The organism is Acidocella facilis ATCC 35904 (genome assembly GCF_000687875.1).
Classification (GTDB): domain Bacteria; phylum Pseudomonadota; class Alphaproteobacteria; order Acetobacterales; family Acetobacteraceae; genus Acidocella; species Acidocella facilis.
The window spans coordinates 1-17,498 of record NZ_JHYG01000014.1; the positions used below are offsets into that span (position 1 = coordinate 1).

Genomic DNA, 17,498 nt, shown 5'->3' on the forward strand with positions numbered 1-17,498 from the left:
AGAACCTGAACGAAAATGATAGTTGAGCGATTTCAGTTAGTTGTGATTCTGTTGGTTTGCAACAACTGACGGAATCACGATGACTTGGACTGAAACCGCTCGACGGCGATACTGCCGGGCCGGCTTGCGCTATGCAAGCAATCTCACTGATGCCGAATGGGCTTTGATCGTGCCGTTCATGCCAGCACCGGCGCGGTTGGGGCGGCCGCGCTCTGTCTCGCTGCGCGTGATTGTTGAAGCGATTCTCTACATTCTATCCACTGGCTGCCAATGGCGGCAACTGCCCAGGGAATTCGCGCCCTTCACGACGGTGCAAGCATATTTTTACCGTTTCAGCCGTGATGGCACTCTGGTACGCATCAACCAGGCGCTGGTCGCGCAGGCGCGGGAGCTGGCCGGACGCACGGCATCGCCAACCGCGGGCGTGATCGACAGCCAATCAGTGAAAACGACCGAGGCGGGCGGGCCGCGCGGGTTCGATGCGGGTAAGAAGATCAAGGGGCGCAAACGGCATATCGTCACCGATACGCTCGGGAACCTCGTCGGGCTTGTTATCCACCCCGCCAATGTTCAAGATCGCGATGGTGCGCCCGGCGTGCTCAAATCCATTCGCAAGAAATATCCTTTGCTGAGGCATGTTTTCGCCGATGGCGGCTATGCCGGACCTAAACTGCAAGGACGCCTGGAAAAGATCGGGAAATGGACCATCCAAATCGTAAAACGCTCCGACACAGCAGAAGGATTTGAACTCCTGCCCCGCCGTTGGGTTGTCGAGAGAACTTTCGCCTGGCTCGGCCGGTGCCGCCGCCTCGCCAAAGATTTCGAAGCAACAATCGCCAGTGCTACCGCATGGCTCCTGCTCGCCCATATTCGCCTGCTCACAAGAAAAATCAAACGAAAAGGTTAGGCGCACTACCATTCAGAGTCAGGTTCTTAGATCGTTCGAATAATGCCGACCCATTCCAAGCTGACCTCCAACCCAGCAGTCAGCTTGAATCAGAAATCAGCCCGCGCCGGAATCCCAAAAACGATTCAAGTGAGAGGAAAGAGACTCTAGAAACGCGTGGTCAGACGGAGGTCAAAAAAATCTCCGGCGACATCGTTCCTGACAGCGAAATTGTGATTCCATAGTGCCGTTAGTTTAAGGCCGTTGTGGAATTCGTAAGATGCGATGGGGCCGATTCCGTAATTGATGCTGCGTGTACCAGGCTTGGTTTTGCCGTTTACTGTATCATTGCCGATCTGGATTTCCTGCTCGCCGCCTAGACCTACGCCCCAGTCGCCGATTTCCTTCATGAATGTATAGTCGGCGGAAAATTCAGGGGCGGAGCGGTAACTGTAATTTGGTGCGGTTTCGCTGGTGACAGGTATGGCGTAATGGGTGCCGATGCTGATATTCCAACCGTGATAGAGCCAGCTGACGCCGAAATCCGGCTGGATGGTGGTGTAGCCATTGCCTGACGGCGCGCCGCCATTGGTGAGTTTACCTTGGACCAGGTTAGACATTTTATTTGTGGCGTCGTCCAGCAAGATAGTCAGGCCGGCGCGGACAAAGATATGATGCGGCAGTGACCAGGAGAGGGCGCCGGGCATGAGGATGGTGTTGTAGATCCCGAAATTGCCACCGCCGCCGCCGAAATCTCGTTGCAGAGGCTGATAGCTGTTATAGTCGAAAGGCTGGCCGATGCCCGCCGCATAATTCCCACCGAGAATTTTTATGCCGGGAACCCAGAGTAGGATGGGCACTTCCACCAGCGCGCTGAGATTGGTGCCGGAGATTTTGTTACCGTTATGATCGAAGTTGCTGTAGCTGGTGTAATAATTGTCCAGTTCGCCATAGAGGCCCGGCGGGGGCAGGGCGCCGGCGGGAAGGCCTTCAAACACGCCGCGCAGATAAGGGTCCCATAATTCCTCGGCTTTGGCGCTGACGAAATTCATACAGCTATAGAGTGCGGCCATGCCAAATAGAATAGACAGATTTTTGTTATATCGCATTTATACTCCCCAATTTTGAATCTGTTGTGACGTCGCCGCGCGCCGGCGCCTCTCTGGCGTGGGCCGAGGCGCGGTGTTGTCGGGCGGATGCGGGCAGGAGGCTCGCCGCCATGACGTCAGCCCGCCTTACCGGCCTGGCTGGGGCGCCGATGACGCAGCACGGCGCTGCGGCGAGCGAAAATTTACTATTTCACCAAGGTATAGTTGTTCCTCGTTTTAAGTATGGAGCTTTTGTTGTGGGCGTTCCAGAGTTGGGGCAGCCGTTTTAACATCTGCCCGATGCTTAAAAAGGCTATGATTTTTAAAGGATGAAGCGCAAGGGATAAAAAACCAAACGCTGCCAAAAAGCCGCTGAACCGTGCGATGTTGTTACGGGTTGCGGCAAAAGCGCCACAGTTGATACCTTTAAAGTATTTTTTTGAGACCGTGCAGGTTTATTCCGTGGCCGCGTGATAAGCAGGGTTAGAGGCGTTCGAGCCCTTCAGGCACGCCATAGCCCCATTCCGCATAACGCTCCGCGATAATTTGCGCCATGAGGGCTAGTTCCGGAGAATGATCGCCGGTGCGGTGGCTGAGAATAATCGGGGAGGTGATGGTCTCGACAAGCTCTTTGTAGCTCACACCATCAACCTGCGATTTCTGGACGGATTCTGGCACGATGCACACGCCTTCCTCAGCCGCGACAAGGCCGATGGCAATTTGCAGTTCCCGGGCTTCGTGCGCGACGGCGGGGGTCAGGCCATGGTCCTGAAACAGGCCGAGAACCTGGTCGGCATAGCTGGGGCGGGGGCTGCGCGGATAGAGAATTTGCGGGACAGCGGCTAAATCCTGCAACGATACAGGTCCGTCACCACTTAGCGGGCTGGCTGAGGGAATGGCGGCCACGAGCGGTTCCTCCCGCAGGACGATGCGGCGCACGGCGTCGTCATCGAAGCGGATGCGCCCAAACCCGATATCAATCCTTCCTTCCTTCAGGGCGTTGATCTGCTCCAGGCTCGTGAGTTCCTGCAAGGTGATCTCGATATGCGGCGCGGCAGCGCGGAAAGCCCGGATTAACGGCGGGAGGCGGGCATAGATTGTGGAAGCGACGAAGCCGATGCGGAAACGGCGTTTTTCCATCACCAGAGCGCGTTTGAGCATCTCCTGCATTTCCTCAACCCGGTTGAGGACCTGTTTGGCTTGGTCGTAAAGCAGCTTCCCGGCCGGGGTGAGGCGGAGGGGCCGGCTTGAGCGGTCGAACAGCGGGGCGCCGATCTCCTCTTCCATTTGCTGGATCTGCCGGCTGAGGGGCGGCTGCGCGATCCGTAGTTTTTGCGCGGCAGCCGTGAAATTCCGCTCGGTGGCGACGGCGATGAAATAGCGAAGCTGGCGCAAATCCATGACTATACCTCTTGGGTATGAGTATTAGATATATTTAGTGTTGGCAAAAGGTTTTTGAGAGGTTTAGCCGTCTCGTCATAGCAAGAAAGCATGATTGGAAACGATGTGGCGCTCAAACTTGCCAGACTTGAAACGGTCTTATTGGACCTGCCGACAATCCGCCCGCATGTGCTGGCGATGGCAACGATGCGTGTGCAGAGCATTGTGCTGGTCCGGCTGACCAGCAGTGATGGCGTGGAGGGGATTGGCGAAGGCACCACGATTGGTGGGGCGAGCTATGGGCCGGAAAGCCCGGAAGGTATCAAGCTGGTCATCGACCGCTATATTGCCCCGTTACTGGAAGGTGAGGATCTCACCCGCCTGGGCGCGGTAATGGCGAAGATCAATAAACATGTCGCGGGCAATAATACCGCCAAATGCGCGGTGGAGACGGCCTTGGTGGACGCGCAGGCGCGTCGCCTGGGCGTAGCGGTTTCAGAGCTGATCGCTGGGGGGCGGGTGCGGTCGCATCTGCCGGTCGCCTGGACATTGGCCAGCGGCGAGACCGCGTGCGACATTGAGGAAGCCGAAGCCATGCTGGCCGCCCGCCGGCATAATGTTTTCAAACTGAAGATTGGCAAGCGCGATGTGCGCGCGGATGCAGCGCATGTGGCGGCGATAAAAAGGGCCCTGGGTGAGCGGGCCAGCGTGCGCGTGGATGTGAACCAGGGCTGGAGCGAGACGCAGGCCGAATTAGGGATGCGCTTGTTGGCGCAAGCCGGTGTGGATTTGGTGGAGCAGCCGGTTGTGCGCGGCTCAGGCGCGCTGGCGCGACTTTCCGCGCGGCATGACGTGCCAATCATGGCGGATGAATCCCTGCACGGGGCGCGGGACGGGTTCGCAGTGGCGGCTGGCGCGCAGGCGCGGGTGTTCGCCATTAAAATCGCCCAGTCCGGCGGGTTGTTCCCGGCGAGTGATGTGGCGCGGATTGGCCAAGCGGCGGGGCTGGGGCTGTATGGCGGCACGATGTTGGAGGCAGGCGTGGGGACTGCCGCCTCCGCGCAGCTTTGCGCCACGTTGCCAAACCTTGAATGGGGCACGGAGCTTTTTGGGCCGCTTCTGGTGCGGGAGGATATTCTCGCGGCGCCGCTCCGCTATGCGGATTTCAGCTTGCAGGTGCCGGACGGCCCGGGGCTGGGCGTACAACTCGACGAAGCAAAGGTCGCGCATTTCCGCCGTGACCGTACGGCGCCGCTTCTGCATGCCGTTGCCAAGAAAGGGGAGGCAAATGCTGTTTCAGGTTGAGATGGATGTGAATATTCCTCTGGGGTTTAATCCGGAGGACGCCGCGATATTGAAGGCGGCGGAAAAGACCCGGTTTCAGGAGCTGCAAAAGGCCGGAGCCTGGCGGCATATCTGGCGGGTTGTAGGCCGATACGCCAATCTTAGCATTTTCGATGTGCCCGATAACACAACCTTGCATGAATTGCTCACCACGCTTCCGCTTTATCCTTTTATGACGGTGCGGGTGACGCCGCTCTGCCGGCATCCATCGTCAGCTCATGCGGATGACCGCTGAATTTCCCAAATGAACGTCAACACCTGAAAAGAGGAAAGAATGACCAAGATTTCAAAAACGCCAGATATGGAAGCGTTCATCGGCAAGATCGCCAACCTTAAGGGGAGTGCCGATGCGCGCCTGAACAGGATCGTGGCTAGGATCATCGGGGATCTGTTCGATACGATCCACGAATTCCACATCACTGAGGACGAGTTCTGGAAGGCGCTGAATTATATGGCGGCATCGGCGCCGGAATTCGGACTTTGGGCGGCAGGCGTCGGGCTTGAGCATTTCCTGGATGTCGAGATGGACAAACGCGACCGCGCTGCCGGGATTCCCGAAGGTACGCCGCGCACGATTGAAGGCCCGCTCTACGTCGTCGGCGCGCCGATGCTGGAGGGCGGAGGTCGCCTGGATGACGGTACCGACAAAGGAGAGGTGCTGATGGTGCGCGGCCAGGTGCGCGACACGGATGGCAAACCTGTGCCGGGCGCCATCGTTGATGTGTGGCACGCGAATACGCTCGGCAATTACTCTTACTTTGACAAGACGCAGAGCGATTATAATATGCGTCGCCGGATCCGGACCGATGCCGATGGCCGTTATTGGTTCCAGAGTATCATGCCCTCCGGCTATGGCTGCCCGGAAGGTTCTGGCATTGAGCGCTTCCTGGCGGCGCTTGGACGCCACGGCAAACGTCCCGCCCATATCCATTTTTTCGTCACCGCACATGGGCACCGTCAGCTGACCACGCAGATTAATATCGAAGGTGATCCGCTGGTGCATGACGACTTCGCCTTCGCGACCCGCGACGGGCTGATCCCGCCGGTGACGCGTCATTCTGACCCGGCGACGATCCACAAAGCCGGGCTGAATGAGCCTTTCGCGGAAATCAAGTTCGACTTTACCCTGGCGGTAGCGGAATCCGAGGATGATGAGGATTTCTCATCCCGCGCCCGCGCCCAGGCAGCCTGATCATATAGGAGCGCGGCAATGGGCAACGCAATTCTAGACTATCTCGACAATGCGATCGTCGACGACAGGCAGAACGGTGTGTTCCGTTGCCGTCGCGATGTCTTTACCGAGCCGGCTCTGTTCGAGCTGGAGATGAAACATATCTTCGAAGGTAACTGGGTGTATCTGGCGCATGAAAGCCAGTTCCCGGAAAAGGATGATTATTTCACGACCTGGATCGGACGCAAGCCGGTTGTCATCACGCGGGATAAAACCGGTGCGCTGCACGCCATGGTGAATGCCTGCGCGCATCGCGGTGCCACGCTGTGCCGGCGCAAGCATGGCCAGAAAGGCAGCTTCACCTGTCCTTTCCACGGCTGGACGTTCAGCAATACCGGCAGGCTGTTGAAGGTAAAAGACGGCAAGACGGGGGAATATCCGTCCAGCTTCAACCAGAATGGTTCGCATGATCTGGCGCGCGTGCCGCGCTTTGCCAATTATCGCGGCTTCCTGTTCGGCAGCTTTAACGAGAACCTGTTGCCGATTGAGGAACATCTGGGCGGTGCGAAGCGTATTATCGACCAGATTGTTGAACAGGCACCGGAAGGAATCGAAGTCTTGCGCGGCAGTTCCTCGTATATTTACGATGGGAATTGGAAGCTGCAGATGGAGAACGGGGCGGATGGCTATCATGTCAGTTCCGTGCACTGGAATTATTCCGCGACCATGGGGCGGCGGAATTATGAGGCGGAGGGCACGCGGACGGTCGATGCGAATGGTTGGTCGAAGAGTGTTGGCGGCGTCTATTCGTTTGAGCACGGACATATTCTGCTCTGGACCAAATTGCTGAATCCCGAGGTCAGGCCAATTTATGCGCAGCGTCAGGCCCTTGCGGAACGAGTGGGGGATAAAGAGGCTGAGTTTATCGTCTCGCAAACCCGCAATCTGGGGCTATATCCGAATGTTTATCTGATGGATCAGTTCTCCACGCAGATCCGCGTGGTGCGGCCGATCAGTGTCGATCAAACCGAGGTGACGATTTACTGCTTTGCGCCCAAGGGCGAAAATCCCAAGGACCGGGCGCTGCGGATCCGGCAATATGAGGATTTCTTCAATGTCAGCGGCATGGGGACGCCGGATGATCTGGAAGAATTCCGTGCGTGCCAGGGGGCTTATGAAGGCGCCGGGGCGTTGTGGAATGATCTGAGCCGCGGGGCGACGCGCTGGATCGACGGGGCGGATGAAAATGCCCTGGCCATGGGGCTGAAGCCAATATTGAGCGGTGAACGCAGCGAAGATGAGGGGCTGTTTGTCCGTCAGCACGAATATTGGGCGCACGCGCTGCGCCAGGCGCTCGTTGAAACCGGCGTCGCGGTGATGGAGGTGGTGGCATGAGCGCGGTGCTGGACAAGATTATGACACAGGATGAGGTAACGGAGTTTCTCTACCGTGAGGCGCGGCTGCTGGATGATCGTGCCTGGGAGGAGTGGCTGCACTGCTATGCGCCGGATGCGGTATACTGGATGCCGGCCTGGGATGATGATGATACGCTTGTGGACGATCCGCAAAGCCAGATTTCCTTGATCTATTATCCAAACCGGGAGGGGCTGGAGGACCGCGTGTTCCGCATCAAGACCGAGCGCTCCGGCGCCACCAGCCCAGAGCCGCGCACCAGTCACAATATCAGCAACATCGAAATTCTGAGCGTGCGGAAGGATGAGGTTAAGCTGCGCTTTAACTGGTACACGCTCAGCCACCGCTACAAAAGGACTGATCAGTTTTTTGGCACCAGCTATTACACGCTGGCCCTGCGCGATGGCACCCCGAAGATTGTAAACAAGAAAGTGGTTCTGAAGAACGACTATATTCATCAGGTCATAGATATCTATCATATTTAGAACCAGAATTCAGGAAACGAACCATGAGCTACCGTGTCGCGCTGAACTTTGAGGATGGCATCACGCGATTTATCGACGTGAAAGATGGTGAAAAACTGCTCGATGCCGCCTACCGGAATAAGATCAATCTGCCGATGGATTGTTCAGACGGTGTCTGCGGCACATGTAAATGCCGATGCGAGGCCGGCGCGTACGAGCTGGGCGATGAATATCTTGACGAGGCGCTGACAGCGGATGAGGCGGCGCAGGGTATGGTGCTCACTTGCCAGATGGTGCTGAAAGGCGATTGCACGATCGCGGTGCCGATGACCTCCAGCGCCTGCAAGATCAAACCCGCGCAGCAGCACGGCAGCATTATGGAGGTGGCGCAACTTTCGCCCAGCACAATTCTGCTGAAGTTGGCCCTTGAGCAACCGGCTGAGTTTCTGGCCGGGCAATATGTACAGCTGGACATCCACGGTACGGGGCAGAGCCGTGCTTATTCCTTCAGCACCAAGCCTGGCACCAAGGAGGCGGGGTTTTTGATCCGCAATGTGCCAGGCGGGAGGATGAGCGGCTGGCTGAGCGCGGGGGCGAAGCGGGGAGATAAAATGAGCTTCACCGGTCCGTTCGGTAGCTTTTACCTGCGCGCGGTGGAGCGCCCGGTTTTGATGCTGGCCGGCGGCACGGGGTTGGCGCCGTTGCTATCCATGCTGGAGGTGCTGGCCGAAAACGGCACCGACCAGGAACTACATCTGATTTATGGCGTAACACGCGACGGAGATTTGGTGGAAACCGACCGGCTGGATGATCTGGCGGCACGGCTGCCGAGCTTCAGCTGGACAAGCTGCGTCGCGGACCCGCAGAGCCCGCATCCGCGCAAGGGCTATGTCACCGAGCATCTGGCTGGAACACCGGTGGAGGCAGGAGAGTGCGATGTGTATCTCTGCGGGCCGCCGCCCATGGTGGAGGCGGTGCGCCAGAGCTTCGCGGTACGCGGCTTCACACCCTCCCGGTTCCTGTATGAGAAATTCGCGGTGAGTGTGGCGGCATGATTTTTTCGGGACGCTTCGCGGGCAAGGCCATGGTGGTGACGGGCGCCGCGCAGGGCATTGGCAAAATGGTGGCGCTGCGCGCCGCGGCAGAGGGCGCGCGGGTGCTGCTGGTCGACCGCGCGCCATTTGTGACCGAAACCGCAGCCGAGGCGAATGGCGAAGCTTATGGCCTGGTTGCGGACTTGGAAGGCTATGCCGGCGCAGAAGCGGCCATGGACAAGGCGCGAGCCTTGTTGGGCGGTATTGATGTGTTGATCAATAATGTTGGCGGCGCGATCCGTATGCGGCCTTACCACGCGTTTGAGCCCGGGCAGATTGAGGCGGAGATCCGGCGGTCTTTAATGCCCACGCTCTGGTGCTGTCATGCCGCGTTGCCGGTGATGCTGGCGCAAAGGCGGGGGACCATTGTGAATATATCGTCCACCGCGACTTGCGGGATAAGGCGTGTGCCCTATTCGGCGGCCAAGGGGGGGATTAACGCGATGACTGCCTCTTTGGCCATGGAATATGGGCCGCTGGGCATCCGCGTCGTGGCGGCAGCGCCGGGCGGCACGCAGGCCCCGCTGCGCCGCGTGCCGCGCAACCCGGATGGTGACAACGAGCAGGAACAGGGCTGGATGGCCGAAGCCGTGGCGCAGGTTACGGCCTCCACTTACATGAAACGTTACGGCACGCTGGAGGAGCAGGCCGGACCAATTTTATTTCTTGCCTCGGATGAAGCCGCCTATATCACGGGCAGTGTGCTGCCGGTTTCTGGTGGCGATCAGGGGTGAAACGAAGAGCCTGCGGGCTCCGAAAGGGTCGTGCCCCCGGCGGTGGTGTAGGAGGCCGCTAATCGGCCTGTCGTAGCGACCGCCGAGTGTCTGGCGGAGGCGGGCCGAATGACGGTCACCGGGGCGATTTTTGGGTAGAATTGGGTTGCGTGCCTCAACGCTAATCCAAGGAACTACCCCGATGACCGATGACAAGATTGCGCTTTCCACGCTTTTAAATAAGTCCTCCGACGCCAGTTTTCTGCGCGAGATGATCGGCTTTGCCGCCGAACGGCTGATGCATATAAGCGCCGGTGCAAAAACCGACCAGGGTAGCGGCGGAATCGTTCCTCCGCCGGCGGCGTAAAAGTCGTCCATCTATCTCCTTCCTGCGCATGGCAGGGAGGGCTGGCGGATTTTCATCCTGGATGAGCTGCTGCCGGTTTGGTGGACAGCAAGTTAAGCTAGAGCAATATGGGTTTAGATTGATGCAGCAGCGTCAAGATAAACACATAAAATTGCTCGCCAACATCAAAGCTTGAGGCTCTAGCACGGCCTTGGCCTCGAACTCCATGGGGCTGACATAGCCTAATTTCGAATGCCTGCGCCGTGGATTGTAGAACCGCTCGATATAGTCGAACACATCGGCCCTGGCCTGGCCACGGGTGCGGTAGGTCTTGGCGGCTATACGCTCGGTTTTGAGCGATGGGAAGAAGCTCTCCATTGCCGAATTGTCCCAGACATTGCCGGCCCGGCTCATGGAGCGGGTGATGCCGTTGTCGGCCAACAAGCGCTGGAATTGCTCGCTGGTATATTACGAGCCCTGGTCGGAATGATGATAAGATGTCCAAGCTTCCCGCCGATGTCCTGACGGCACTGCGCGGTACCGGCACAATCAGGGATCCGAAGCTGGCAGCAAACGCCAGATTCATGCAGGTCATGTTCGATACACGCGGCTTGCCGGCCCAAAAAAGATCTCGGCGCCTTCCGCGCCGCCGGCTCTGCCGACCACCATGCGCGGGAAATTATTCTGGCCATGGCGGTGAAGACGCTGAGCAATTACGCCAATTATCTCTTCCATACCGAACTGGATGGAATGTTCGTTGGGTATCGCGTCGGCTGAATCCTTTACTCCGCCGCGCCTGGCGCGCGCCCCTGGCAGAAACGGGCAATCAGCGCATCAAGCGACAGCAGCCCTCCACCTTGCGAAATCAGCACCAGCATCATCGCCGCCCATTGAATATGCGTAGGCCAGGCCTGGGGATAGACGAAAATCTCGATCACCGCCGTCATGCCCAGCAGCGCCAGCGCGGCGAAACGCGTGCCCAACCCGAGCAGCAGCAAGGGCGGCAGCGCAACCTCCTGCGCCACCGCGAGGTAGGCGGCGAATGTCGGCGGCAGCAACGGCACCTGATAGGACGTGGCAAACATGTAGAGCGTGGTGTCCCAGTTCGCGAGATGGGTCTGGGCGGAGCTGAAAAACACGTTTGCCAGCGCCACGCGCGCGGTGAGCGCCACCAGCCAATAGGGTATTCTGCCGAGCAAATCGATGAGTTTCTGGATCAGGGCGACAGGCGCGAGCGCCCCGTTCCGCAACAGACCATGCGACATGATGGGGCCTCCTTTAACATTCATGATTGAGCGTCTCGCCAGAAGCTGAACAGGCCGAGGGTGAAGCACTGCGCCAGGGCGGAGGCGGCGTCCTCTCCAGCATGGCTGGCGGCATCTTCCAGGGAGACCGCGCTGGCCAGCATGACGGCAAGCGAAAATGCCGTTTGGTCCAGCTCATGCATCTCGATCCCCTCCGGCCCGTGCAGCAGCGCGATCTGTTCGATATTGTCATCCGCCGGCGGGTGATCATCGCCGCTCAGCAACGCCGCCCAGAGCGGCCGCACATCGCGCCGCAAGGTGAGCAAGGACAGCGACGGGCGCGGGAGAAACACCAGCGTCTCGGGTGCGTTGGCGAGGCTGGCGGGGTCGAGCGGCGGCGCGTCCTGCGCGTGCAGGGCGCGATGCACAGACCAGTCCAGCCAGGCGAGGTCGGCAAGCGCTGGCAGGCGCGCCTGGGTGGCGCTGTCTGCCAGAAAGGCCGGGAAGGTGGCGCCGTAGCGGTGCAAATCCGCGTCACGCGGCGGGTGCGTCAGACAAAAATCCGCCGCCAGGGCGTTGAAGGCGGCATCTCCCAGCAGCTTTTGCGTAGCGGGAAAAGCGAGGCGCAGAACCAGCGCCAGATTGCCGCGCAGATTATTCCGGTACACCGCCAGACCCGGCGCCGCGCCGGGCGCGGCGGCCGCCAGCAGCTCGGCCTGGAAGGCGGCCTGGCGTTCACGCAACGAGGGCATGCTGGTCCCCGCCGCAGGCCGCGAGCATTGACTGCGCCTGCGCCGCCTCGGCCAGCAAGGCGGACAATGGCGGCAATCTGGCATCGCGCTCGATCATCACCGGGCGCGGGCCGATCATCTCCAGCGCGGTCTGGAACAGCGCCCAGACATCGCCGGCGACGGGGCGGTCATGCGTGTCCAGCAGCAGCCCCTCGGCCTCATCCTCGCCCGGCGCATGGCCGGCAAGGTGATATTCCCCCACCGCCGCGGCGGGCAGGGCGCGCAAATAAGCCCGCGCGTCCCAGCCGTGATTATGCGCGCTGACAAAGATATTGTTGATGTCGCAGATCATCCCGCAGCCGGTGCGCTGGCACAGGGCCGTCAGAAATTCCGGTTCGGGAATGCTGGATTCAGCGAATTGTAGATAGGTCGAAGGGTTCTCGACCAGGATGGGGCGGCCCAGCGCCTCCTGCGCGCGCAGCACGTTGCGGCAGACGACCTCAAGGCTCTCCTCATGCAAGGGCAAGGGCAACAGATCCGCCAGATGCGTGCCGCCGGCCCCGGTCCAGGCCAGATGCTCCGACAGCAAAGCCGGTTCGATCCGTTGCGCCAGCGCGCGCAGCCGGGCGAGATGCGCGGCATCGAGCCCCTCGGCACTGCCGAGGGAAAGCCCGACCCCGTGCAGCGAGACCGGGTAGTCAGCCCGGACCCGCTCCAGCGCCGCCGCCGCCGGGCCGCTCAGGTAATTCTCGCTATGCACCTCCACCCAGGCGATCTCCGGCCGGGAGGCCAGAAATTCCTGGTGATGAGGCAGGCGAAGCCCGATCCCGGCGGCGAGCGGCGCGCCCATCTCAGGCTTTGCCCGGGGTCAGGGAACCGCCGGCGATCTTCTCGCAATCGCCCTGCGGCAGCAGCACGAAGGAGGCGGGGTCGCGCGCCATCGTCGCCTGGCCGGCACAGGAATGCGCCCCTGCGGCGCAATCATTCCGGCCGATGGCGTTGACGCCGTAGCATTTCTGCAAATGCTCGGTGGCCATCTTCATCTTGTTGGCCTGCTGTGTGGGGGTCATGGTCTGGGCGGCGGCGATAACCGGCGCGGCGGCGGCCAACCCGATGGCGGCGGTGAGAATTTTGGCGGTAACGAAACGGCGTTCCATGCGTATCTCCTGCTCTGCGCCGCCGGAGTGGCGGCTGCATGAGGTTGTTCGCAACCGGCGGCGAAAAGGTTACGCGCCCTCGGGAAAAATGATCTGGAGGTCCGGGGGCGGCGCGGTTGGAGCGGCAACGCCTCCAGCCTTGAGGCGCCAGGGGCGGGAAAATCCTCCGGCCATGAAAATATATTCAAGACCTCTGTAACCTTACCGCGCCTGGGCACGAACATTTCCGTGGCGGCATTCGGATGGTCCGGCGCCGCGCGCTTGAAAAAGAAAATCCACGATGATGTTCAATGCCGCGGTGCGCGCCCCACTGGCGCTGACCAATGAATAGGGCCCAAACGGATTGGCATATGAGCGTCCAGCCGGTAGCCTTGCCCGCGGCAAGAGGGCGGATGGCAGAAGAAGACCCCAACTGGCGGATCTGGATGGCGGCGGCCCAGGCCGGAGACCAGCGCGCCTATGCCGCTCTGTTGGCTGCGGCGCTCCCTTGGCTGCGCCGGCGGGCGCGGGGGCGTTGGCCGGCCGCCAGCGCCGCCGACATTGAAGATATGGTGCAAGAGACGTTGCTTGCCCTGCACCAGAGCCGTCATCTCTACGACCCGGCCAGCCCCCTGCAGCCCTTCCTGTTCGGCATTCTCAAGCTGCGCGGCGCGGAGATTCGCCGCCGCCGCCATCGCCACGCCGGCCGCGAGACGGCGCTTGAAGATATGCCAGCAGATACCGGCGCATTGATGACGCAGGGCACACAGGAACAAGATGTGGAACAGGCGGGGCTGCGAAAAGCGCTGGCCAGTTTGGGCGCGCGCGACCGGCAGGTGCTGGGGCTGCTTAAAATCCGCCAGCTTTCGCTGAAGGAGGCCATGGTTGAAACCGGGATGAGCGTGGCGGCGCTGAAAGTGGCATCGTTTCGCGCCGTGCAGCGGCTGAAACAGGCCCTGAAAGGGGGCACGGATGAAGAGTGAGGATTTAGTTGAGCGGTTGGCGCGGAACCTGGCGCCTGTTCGCCGGCTGCCGTCACCTGGCGCCTTGATGGCGCGCTGGCTGTTGGTCACGCTGCCGGTGTTGGCGGCCGTGACACTGATGATGAAGCTGCGTCCGGACCTTGCCGTCCTGCTCGTACAGCCGCGCTTCATGCTGACCGAAGGGCTGGCGGCGGCGACGATGTTGAGTTCCGCCTACGCCGCCTTCTGCGCCGGCCGGCCGGACCAGCCGGTGTGGAAACTTTTCATGCCCATGGCGGGTTTTCTCCTATGGCTGACTGAGCTGGGGCGGCAATGTTTCGTGCTCTCTGTGCAAACGGACGGCGCCGCGCTGGTGTTGCATGCCGACTGGCAGTGTGTGCCCGCCATCGCCATGACCGCGTTGGTCCCCGCCGCGGCGATGGTATGGCTGCTGCGCCGCAGCGCGAAATTCCGGCCGACTCATTCCTGCCTGTGCGGCACCCTGGCCGCCGCCGCCGCCGCCGAATTCGTTCTGCCGCTGTTCCACGCAGCGGACACGATGATGACGGTGCTGGTCTGGCAGATGGGTAGTGTCGCGCTCTTCACCCTGCTCGGCGCACTGACGGCGCGGCTGGGATTGAATACCCTCGGATAGAGGTTCTTTCCCTTGGGAGGGAAGCGCCGTGGTAATGGCGCCGGTCTCTCGTGCGCGGGCCGACCGTTGATGCTCTAAGTTTTGGGTTGGCGAGCAATTTCATGTGTTTAGATTGACGCTGTCGCGTCAACCTAAACACATATTGCTCTAACTGTTTAGGCGCCGAGGCGCCCGTGGCAGTGCTTGTATTTCTTGCCGGAGCCGCAGGGGCAGAAGGCGTTGCGCGGGGTGGCGTCCCAGGTTTCGGGGCGGGCGGGGTCCACCTCGTCCGAGGAGAAGCCTTCCACCACCGGGTCGCTCAGCGCCGGGGCGCCGGGGGCTGGGTGCAGCTCCTGCGTCGCCTCGGCCTGCGGCTCGGCCGGCATCTGCACGCTCACATGCGCCATCGCCACGCTGACGCGCTCCTTCAGATCGTCCAGCATCGCGGCGAACATCGAGAAGGCTTCGCGCTTATATTCATTCAGCGGGTCGCGCTGGCCGTAGCCGCGCAGCCCGATGCCCTGGCGCAGATAATCCAGCCCGAGCAGATGCTCCTTCCAGACTGTGTCCAGCGTCTGCAGAAGCACGGATTTCTCGATATAGGCGGTCAGCTGCGGGCCGAAACCGGTGGCCTTGGCGGCGGCGGCCTCGGCGGCGGCCTGCTCGATGCGCTCACGCAGATGCACCTCGTCAATGCCCTCTTCCGCCGCCCAGTCGGCGATCGGCAGATCCAGCCCCAGCACGCGGGCAATGTCCGCCGCCAGCTCCGTCGTCTGCCATTGCTCGGCGAAGGCTTTTTCCGGCACGCGGTTTTCGACCATCGCGGCGATGACATCATTGCGCATCTCGGTGACGATGTCCGAGACATCCTCGGCGCGCATGAACTCCCGGCGCTGGGCGTAGACCTCCTTGCGCTGGTCGTTCATCACGTCGTCATATTTCAGCACGTTCTTGCGCATGTCGAAATTGCGGATTTCGACCTTCTTCTGCGCCTTCTCCAATGCCTTGTTGATCCAGGGATGGATGATCGCCTCGCCATCCTTCAACCCCAGTTTCTGCAGCATGCCGCCCATCCGGTCGGAGCCGAAGATGCGCATCAGGTCGTCTTCCAGCGACAGGAAGAAGCGCGAGGCGCCGGGGTCGCCCTGTCGGCCGGAGCGGCCGCGCAGCTGGTTGTCGATGCGCCGGCTTTCATGGCGCTCGGTGCCGATCACGAAGAGGCCGCCGGCGGCTTTCACCAGCGCATGGTTGGCCTCGATCTCGGCGCGCAGGACGGCGGGGTCGATATCCGGCTCCAGCGCCAGGCGCATCTCGTAATTGCCGCCGAGTTTGATGTCGGTGCCGCGCCCGGCCATGTTGGTGGCGATGGTGATGGCGCCCGGCGCCCCGGCCTGGGCGACGATCTTGGCTTCCTGCTCGTGGAAGCGGGCGTTCAGCACGCTGTGCTGGATGCCCTTGGCGGTGAGCAGGTTGGAGATGATTTCGCTTTTCTCGATCGAGGTGGTGCCGACCAGCACTGGCTGGCCGCGCTCCCGGCATTCCTGGATCAGGCTGGCGACCGCCTCGTATTTCTCGGCCGCCGAGCGATAGACCTCGTCATGCTGGTCGTCGCGCGCCACCGGCACGTTGGTGGGGATTTCGACGACGCTGAGCTTGTAGATCTGCTCGAACTCGTCCGCCTCGGTCATCGCCGTGCCGGTCATGCCGGAGAGCTTGGGGTAGAGGCGGAAATAATTTTGGAAGGTGATGGAGGCGAGCGTCTGGTTCTCCTGCTGAACCTCAACCCGCTCCTTGGCTTCCAGCGCCTGGTGCAGACCATCCGAATAGCGGCGGCCTTCGAGCATGCGGCCGGTGAATTCGTCGATGATGACGATTTTGCCGTCGCGGACGATATAATCGACATCGCGGGCGAAGAGGGTGCGGGCACGCAGGCTTTGCTGGACGTGATGGACCAGGGCGACATTGCTGCGGTCATACAGCCCGCCGGTGAGCAGGCCGGTCTGCTGCAGCATCTCTTCGACGGTCTCGGCCCCCAGCTCGGTCATGTTCACCGTGCGGGCTTTCTCGTCCTTCTCGTAATATTCATGCTTGCCGTCCTCGGCGAACTGGCCGCGGGCGAGGAAGGCCTCGACCACCGTATCCACCTGGGCGTAGAGGCCGGTGGGCTCATCCGAGGGGCCGGAGATGATCAGCGGGGTGCGGGCCTCGTCGATCAGGATCGAGTCGACCTCATCGACGATGGCGTAGAAGAAGGGCCGCTGGACCATGTCCTCCAGCCGGTACTTCATATTATCGCGCAGATAATCGAAACCGAATTCGTTGTTGGTGCCGTAGGTGATGTCGGCGGCATAGGCGGCGCGGCGGTGCTGCTCCTCCACGGCGGGAATGATGACGCCGGTGGACAGGCCCAGGAAGCCGTAGAGCTGGCCCATCTGCTGGGCGTCGCGGCTGGCCAGATAATCGTTGACGGTGACGACATGCACGCCCTTGCCGGCGAGCGCGTTCAGATAGACCGCCAGCGTGGCGACCAGGGTCTTGCCCTCGCCGGTCTTCATTTCGGCAATGCGGCCCTCATGCAGCACCATGCCGCCGATCAGCTGCACATCGAAATGGCGCATGCCGAGCACCCGGCGCGAGGCCTCGCGGACCACGGCGAAGGCTTCCTCCAGCAGCTCGTCCAGGCTCTCCCCGGCTTCGATCCGGGCCTTGAATTCGGCGGTTTTCGCGGCCAGGGCGGCATCGTCCAGCGCCTGCAGGGCGGGTTCCAGCGCATTGATGGCGGCGACCCGGCGCTTGAAGCTTTTCAGGGCGCGGTCATTGCTGGAGCCGAAAACGGCGCGGGCGAGGCTGGAGAGCATGATGGACAGAAAATCCGCACGGCTGATGATAAAG

At 61.1% G+C, this 17,498-nt stretch carries 18 protein-coding genes and 1 pseudogene; 11 read left to right on the top strand and 8 right to left on the bottom strand.

The genetic code is table 11. The features are described from left to right. Positions 1-79 precede the first annotated feature (79 nt). The gene (locus T331_RS0114280; RefSeq protein WP_026440515.1) at positions 80-907 is read left to right on the top strand and encodes an IS5 family transposase; all 828 of its coding nucleotides are present in this window, start codon (positions 80-82) and stop codon (positions 905-907) included. A gap of 146 nt (positions 908-1,053) precedes the next feature. Here the strand turns inward: T331_RS0114280 and T331_RS0114285 are convergent, their stop codons facing one another. Together T331_RS0114285 and T331_RS0114290 are read right to left on the bottom strand one after the other, a co-directional pair. Continuing rightward, the gene (locus T331_RS0114285) at positions 1,054-1,959 is read right to left on the bottom strand and encodes a SphA family protein (protein WP_035180286.1); all 906 of its coding nucleotides are present in this window, start codon (positions 1,957-1,959) and stop codon (positions 1,054-1,056) included. A gap of 498 nt (positions 1,960-2,457) precedes the next feature. Then, a complete protein-coding gene (locus T331_RS0114290) occupies positions 2,458-3,375 on the bottom strand; it encodes a LysR family transcriptional regulator (protein WP_026440517.1) in 918 nt (305 codons plus the stop codon). A gap of 90 nt (positions 3,376-3,465) precedes the next feature. Between T331_RS0114290 and T331_RS0114295 the strand changes: the two genes are divergently transcribed. The 8 genes from T331_RS0114295 to T331_RS20010 all read left to right on the top strand — a co-directional run bounded on the left by T331_RS0114295 (position 3,466) and on the right by T331_RS20010 (position 9,920). Further along, a complete protein-coding gene (locus T331_RS0114295; RefSeq protein ID WP_035180288.1) occupies positions 3,466-4,659 on the top strand; it encodes a muconate/chloromuconate family cycloisomerase in 1,194 nt (397 codons plus the stop codon). Next, entirely contained in the window at positions 4,643-4,933 is a 291-nt protein-coding gene (gene catC / locus T331_RS0114300) for a muconolactone Delta-isomerase (protein WP_026440519.1), read from the top strand. Before T331_RS0114295 ends, catC begins: the two co-directional genes overlap by 17 nt. A gap of 66 nt (positions 4,934-4,999) precedes the next feature. Next, positions 5,000-5,890 carry a catechol 1,2-dioxygenase gene (gene catA / locus T331_RS0114305; protein ID WP_211248734.1) on the top strand — a complete coding sequence of 297 codons (891 nt, stop codon included), beginning with the start codon at positions 5,000-5,002 and terminating at the stop codon, positions 5,888-5,890. Between the two features lie 18 nt (positions 5,891-5,908). Further along, entirely contained in the window at positions 5,909-7,264 is a 1,356-nt protein-coding gene (locus T331_RS18480; protein WP_035180290.1) for a Rieske 2Fe-2S domain-containing protein, read from the top strand. Next, positions 7,261-7,767, top strand: coding sequence for a benzoate 1,2-dioxygenase small subunit (gene benB, locus T331_RS0114315; RefSeq protein ID WP_026440521.1), 507 nt, complete (start codon positions 7,261-7,263; stop codon positions 7,765-7,767). The genes T331_RS18480 and benB overlap by 4 nt, the downstream gene beginning before the upstream one ends. Positions 7,768-7,790: 23 nt before the next feature. Continuing rightward, positions 7,791-8,801: a benzoate 1,2-dioxygenase electron transfer component BenC gene (gene benC, locus T331_RS0114320; RefSeq protein ID WP_026440522.1), complete on the top strand. Its 1,011-nt coding sequence runs from the start codon at positions 7,791-7,793 to the stop codon at positions 8,799-8,801. Continuing rightward, the gene (gene benD, locus T331_RS0114325; protein ID WP_035180291.1) at positions 8,798-9,574 is read left to right on the top strand and encodes a benzoate diol dehydrogenase BenD; all 777 of its coding nucleotides are present in this window, start codon (positions 8,798-8,800) and stop codon (positions 9,572-9,574) included. Before benC ends, benD begins: the two co-directional genes overlap by 4 nt. 181 nt (positions 9,575-9,755) lie before the next feature. Continuing rightward, positions 9,756-9,920 carry a hypothetical protein gene (locus T331_RS20010; protein WP_155992728.1) on the top strand — a complete coding sequence of 55 codons (165 nt, stop codon included), beginning with the start codon at positions 9,756-9,758 and terminating at the stop codon, positions 9,918-9,920. 132 nt (positions 9,921-10,052) lie between these two features. On the opposite strand, the pseudogene T331_RS18485 reads toward T331_RS20010, so the two are convergent. The 5 genes and pseudogenes from T331_RS18485 to T331_RS0114360 form a co-directional block, all read right to left on the bottom strand. Next, positions 10,053-10,391 (bottom strand): annotated as a pseudogene (locus tag T331_RS18485) (IS3 family transposase); the annotation flags it as partial. A 290-nt stretch (positions 10,392-10,681) separates the two neighbouring features. Further along, entirely contained in the window at positions 10,682-11,164 is a 483-nt protein-coding gene (locus T331_RS0114345; protein WP_026440524.1) for a DoxX family protein, read from the bottom strand. A 20-nt stretch (positions 11,165-11,184) separates the two neighbouring features. Continuing rightward, positions 11,185-11,895 carry an HvfC/BufC N-terminal domain-containing protein gene (locus T331_RS19250; protein WP_051622400.1) on the bottom strand — a complete coding sequence of 237 codons (711 nt, stop codon included), beginning with the start codon at positions 11,893-11,895 and terminating at the stop codon, positions 11,185-11,187. Beyond that, complete coding sequence (gene bufB / locus T331_RS0114355) at positions 11,879-12,724, bottom strand: MNIO family bufferin maturase (RefSeq protein ID WP_026440525.1); 846 nt, start codon at positions 12,722-12,724, stop codon at positions 11,879-11,881. Before bufB ends, T331_RS19250 begins: the two co-directional genes overlap by 17 nt. 1 nt (position 12,725) lies before the next feature. Then, on the bottom strand, positions 12,726-13,031 hold the full coding sequence (locus tag T331_RS0114360) for a BufA1 family periplasmic bufferin-type metallophore (RefSeq protein WP_008495212.1): 306 nt from the start codon (positions 13,029-13,031) through the stop codon (positions 12,726-12,728). A gap of 392 nt (positions 13,032-13,423) precedes the next feature. Here T331_RS0114360 and T331_RS0114365 point away from each other — a divergent pair, with 392 nt between their 5' ends. Both T331_RS0114365 and T331_RS0114370 read left to right on the top strand, forming a co-directional pair. Beyond that, complete coding sequence (locus T331_RS0114365; RefSeq protein ID WP_035180294.1) at positions 13,424-13,993, top strand: RNA polymerase sigma factor; 570 nt, start codon at positions 13,424-13,426, stop codon at positions 13,991-13,993. Then, positions 13,983-14,627, top strand: a complete 645-nt coding sequence (locus T331_RS0114370; protein ID WP_026440527.1) for an NrsF family protein — start codon at positions 13,983-13,985, stop codon at positions 14,625-14,627. Before T331_RS0114365 ends, T331_RS0114370 begins: the two co-directional genes overlap by 11 nt. A gap of 155 nt (positions 14,628-14,782) precedes the next feature. Here T331_RS0114370 and secA read toward each other — a convergent pair whose 3' ends face one another. Then, complete coding sequence (secA, locus tag T331_RS0114375) at positions 14,783-17,464, bottom strand: preprotein translocase subunit SecA (RefSeq protein ID WP_026440528.1); 2,682 nt, start codon at positions 17,462-17,464, stop codon at positions 14,783-14,785. Positions 17,465-17,498 lie beyond the last annotated feature (34 nt).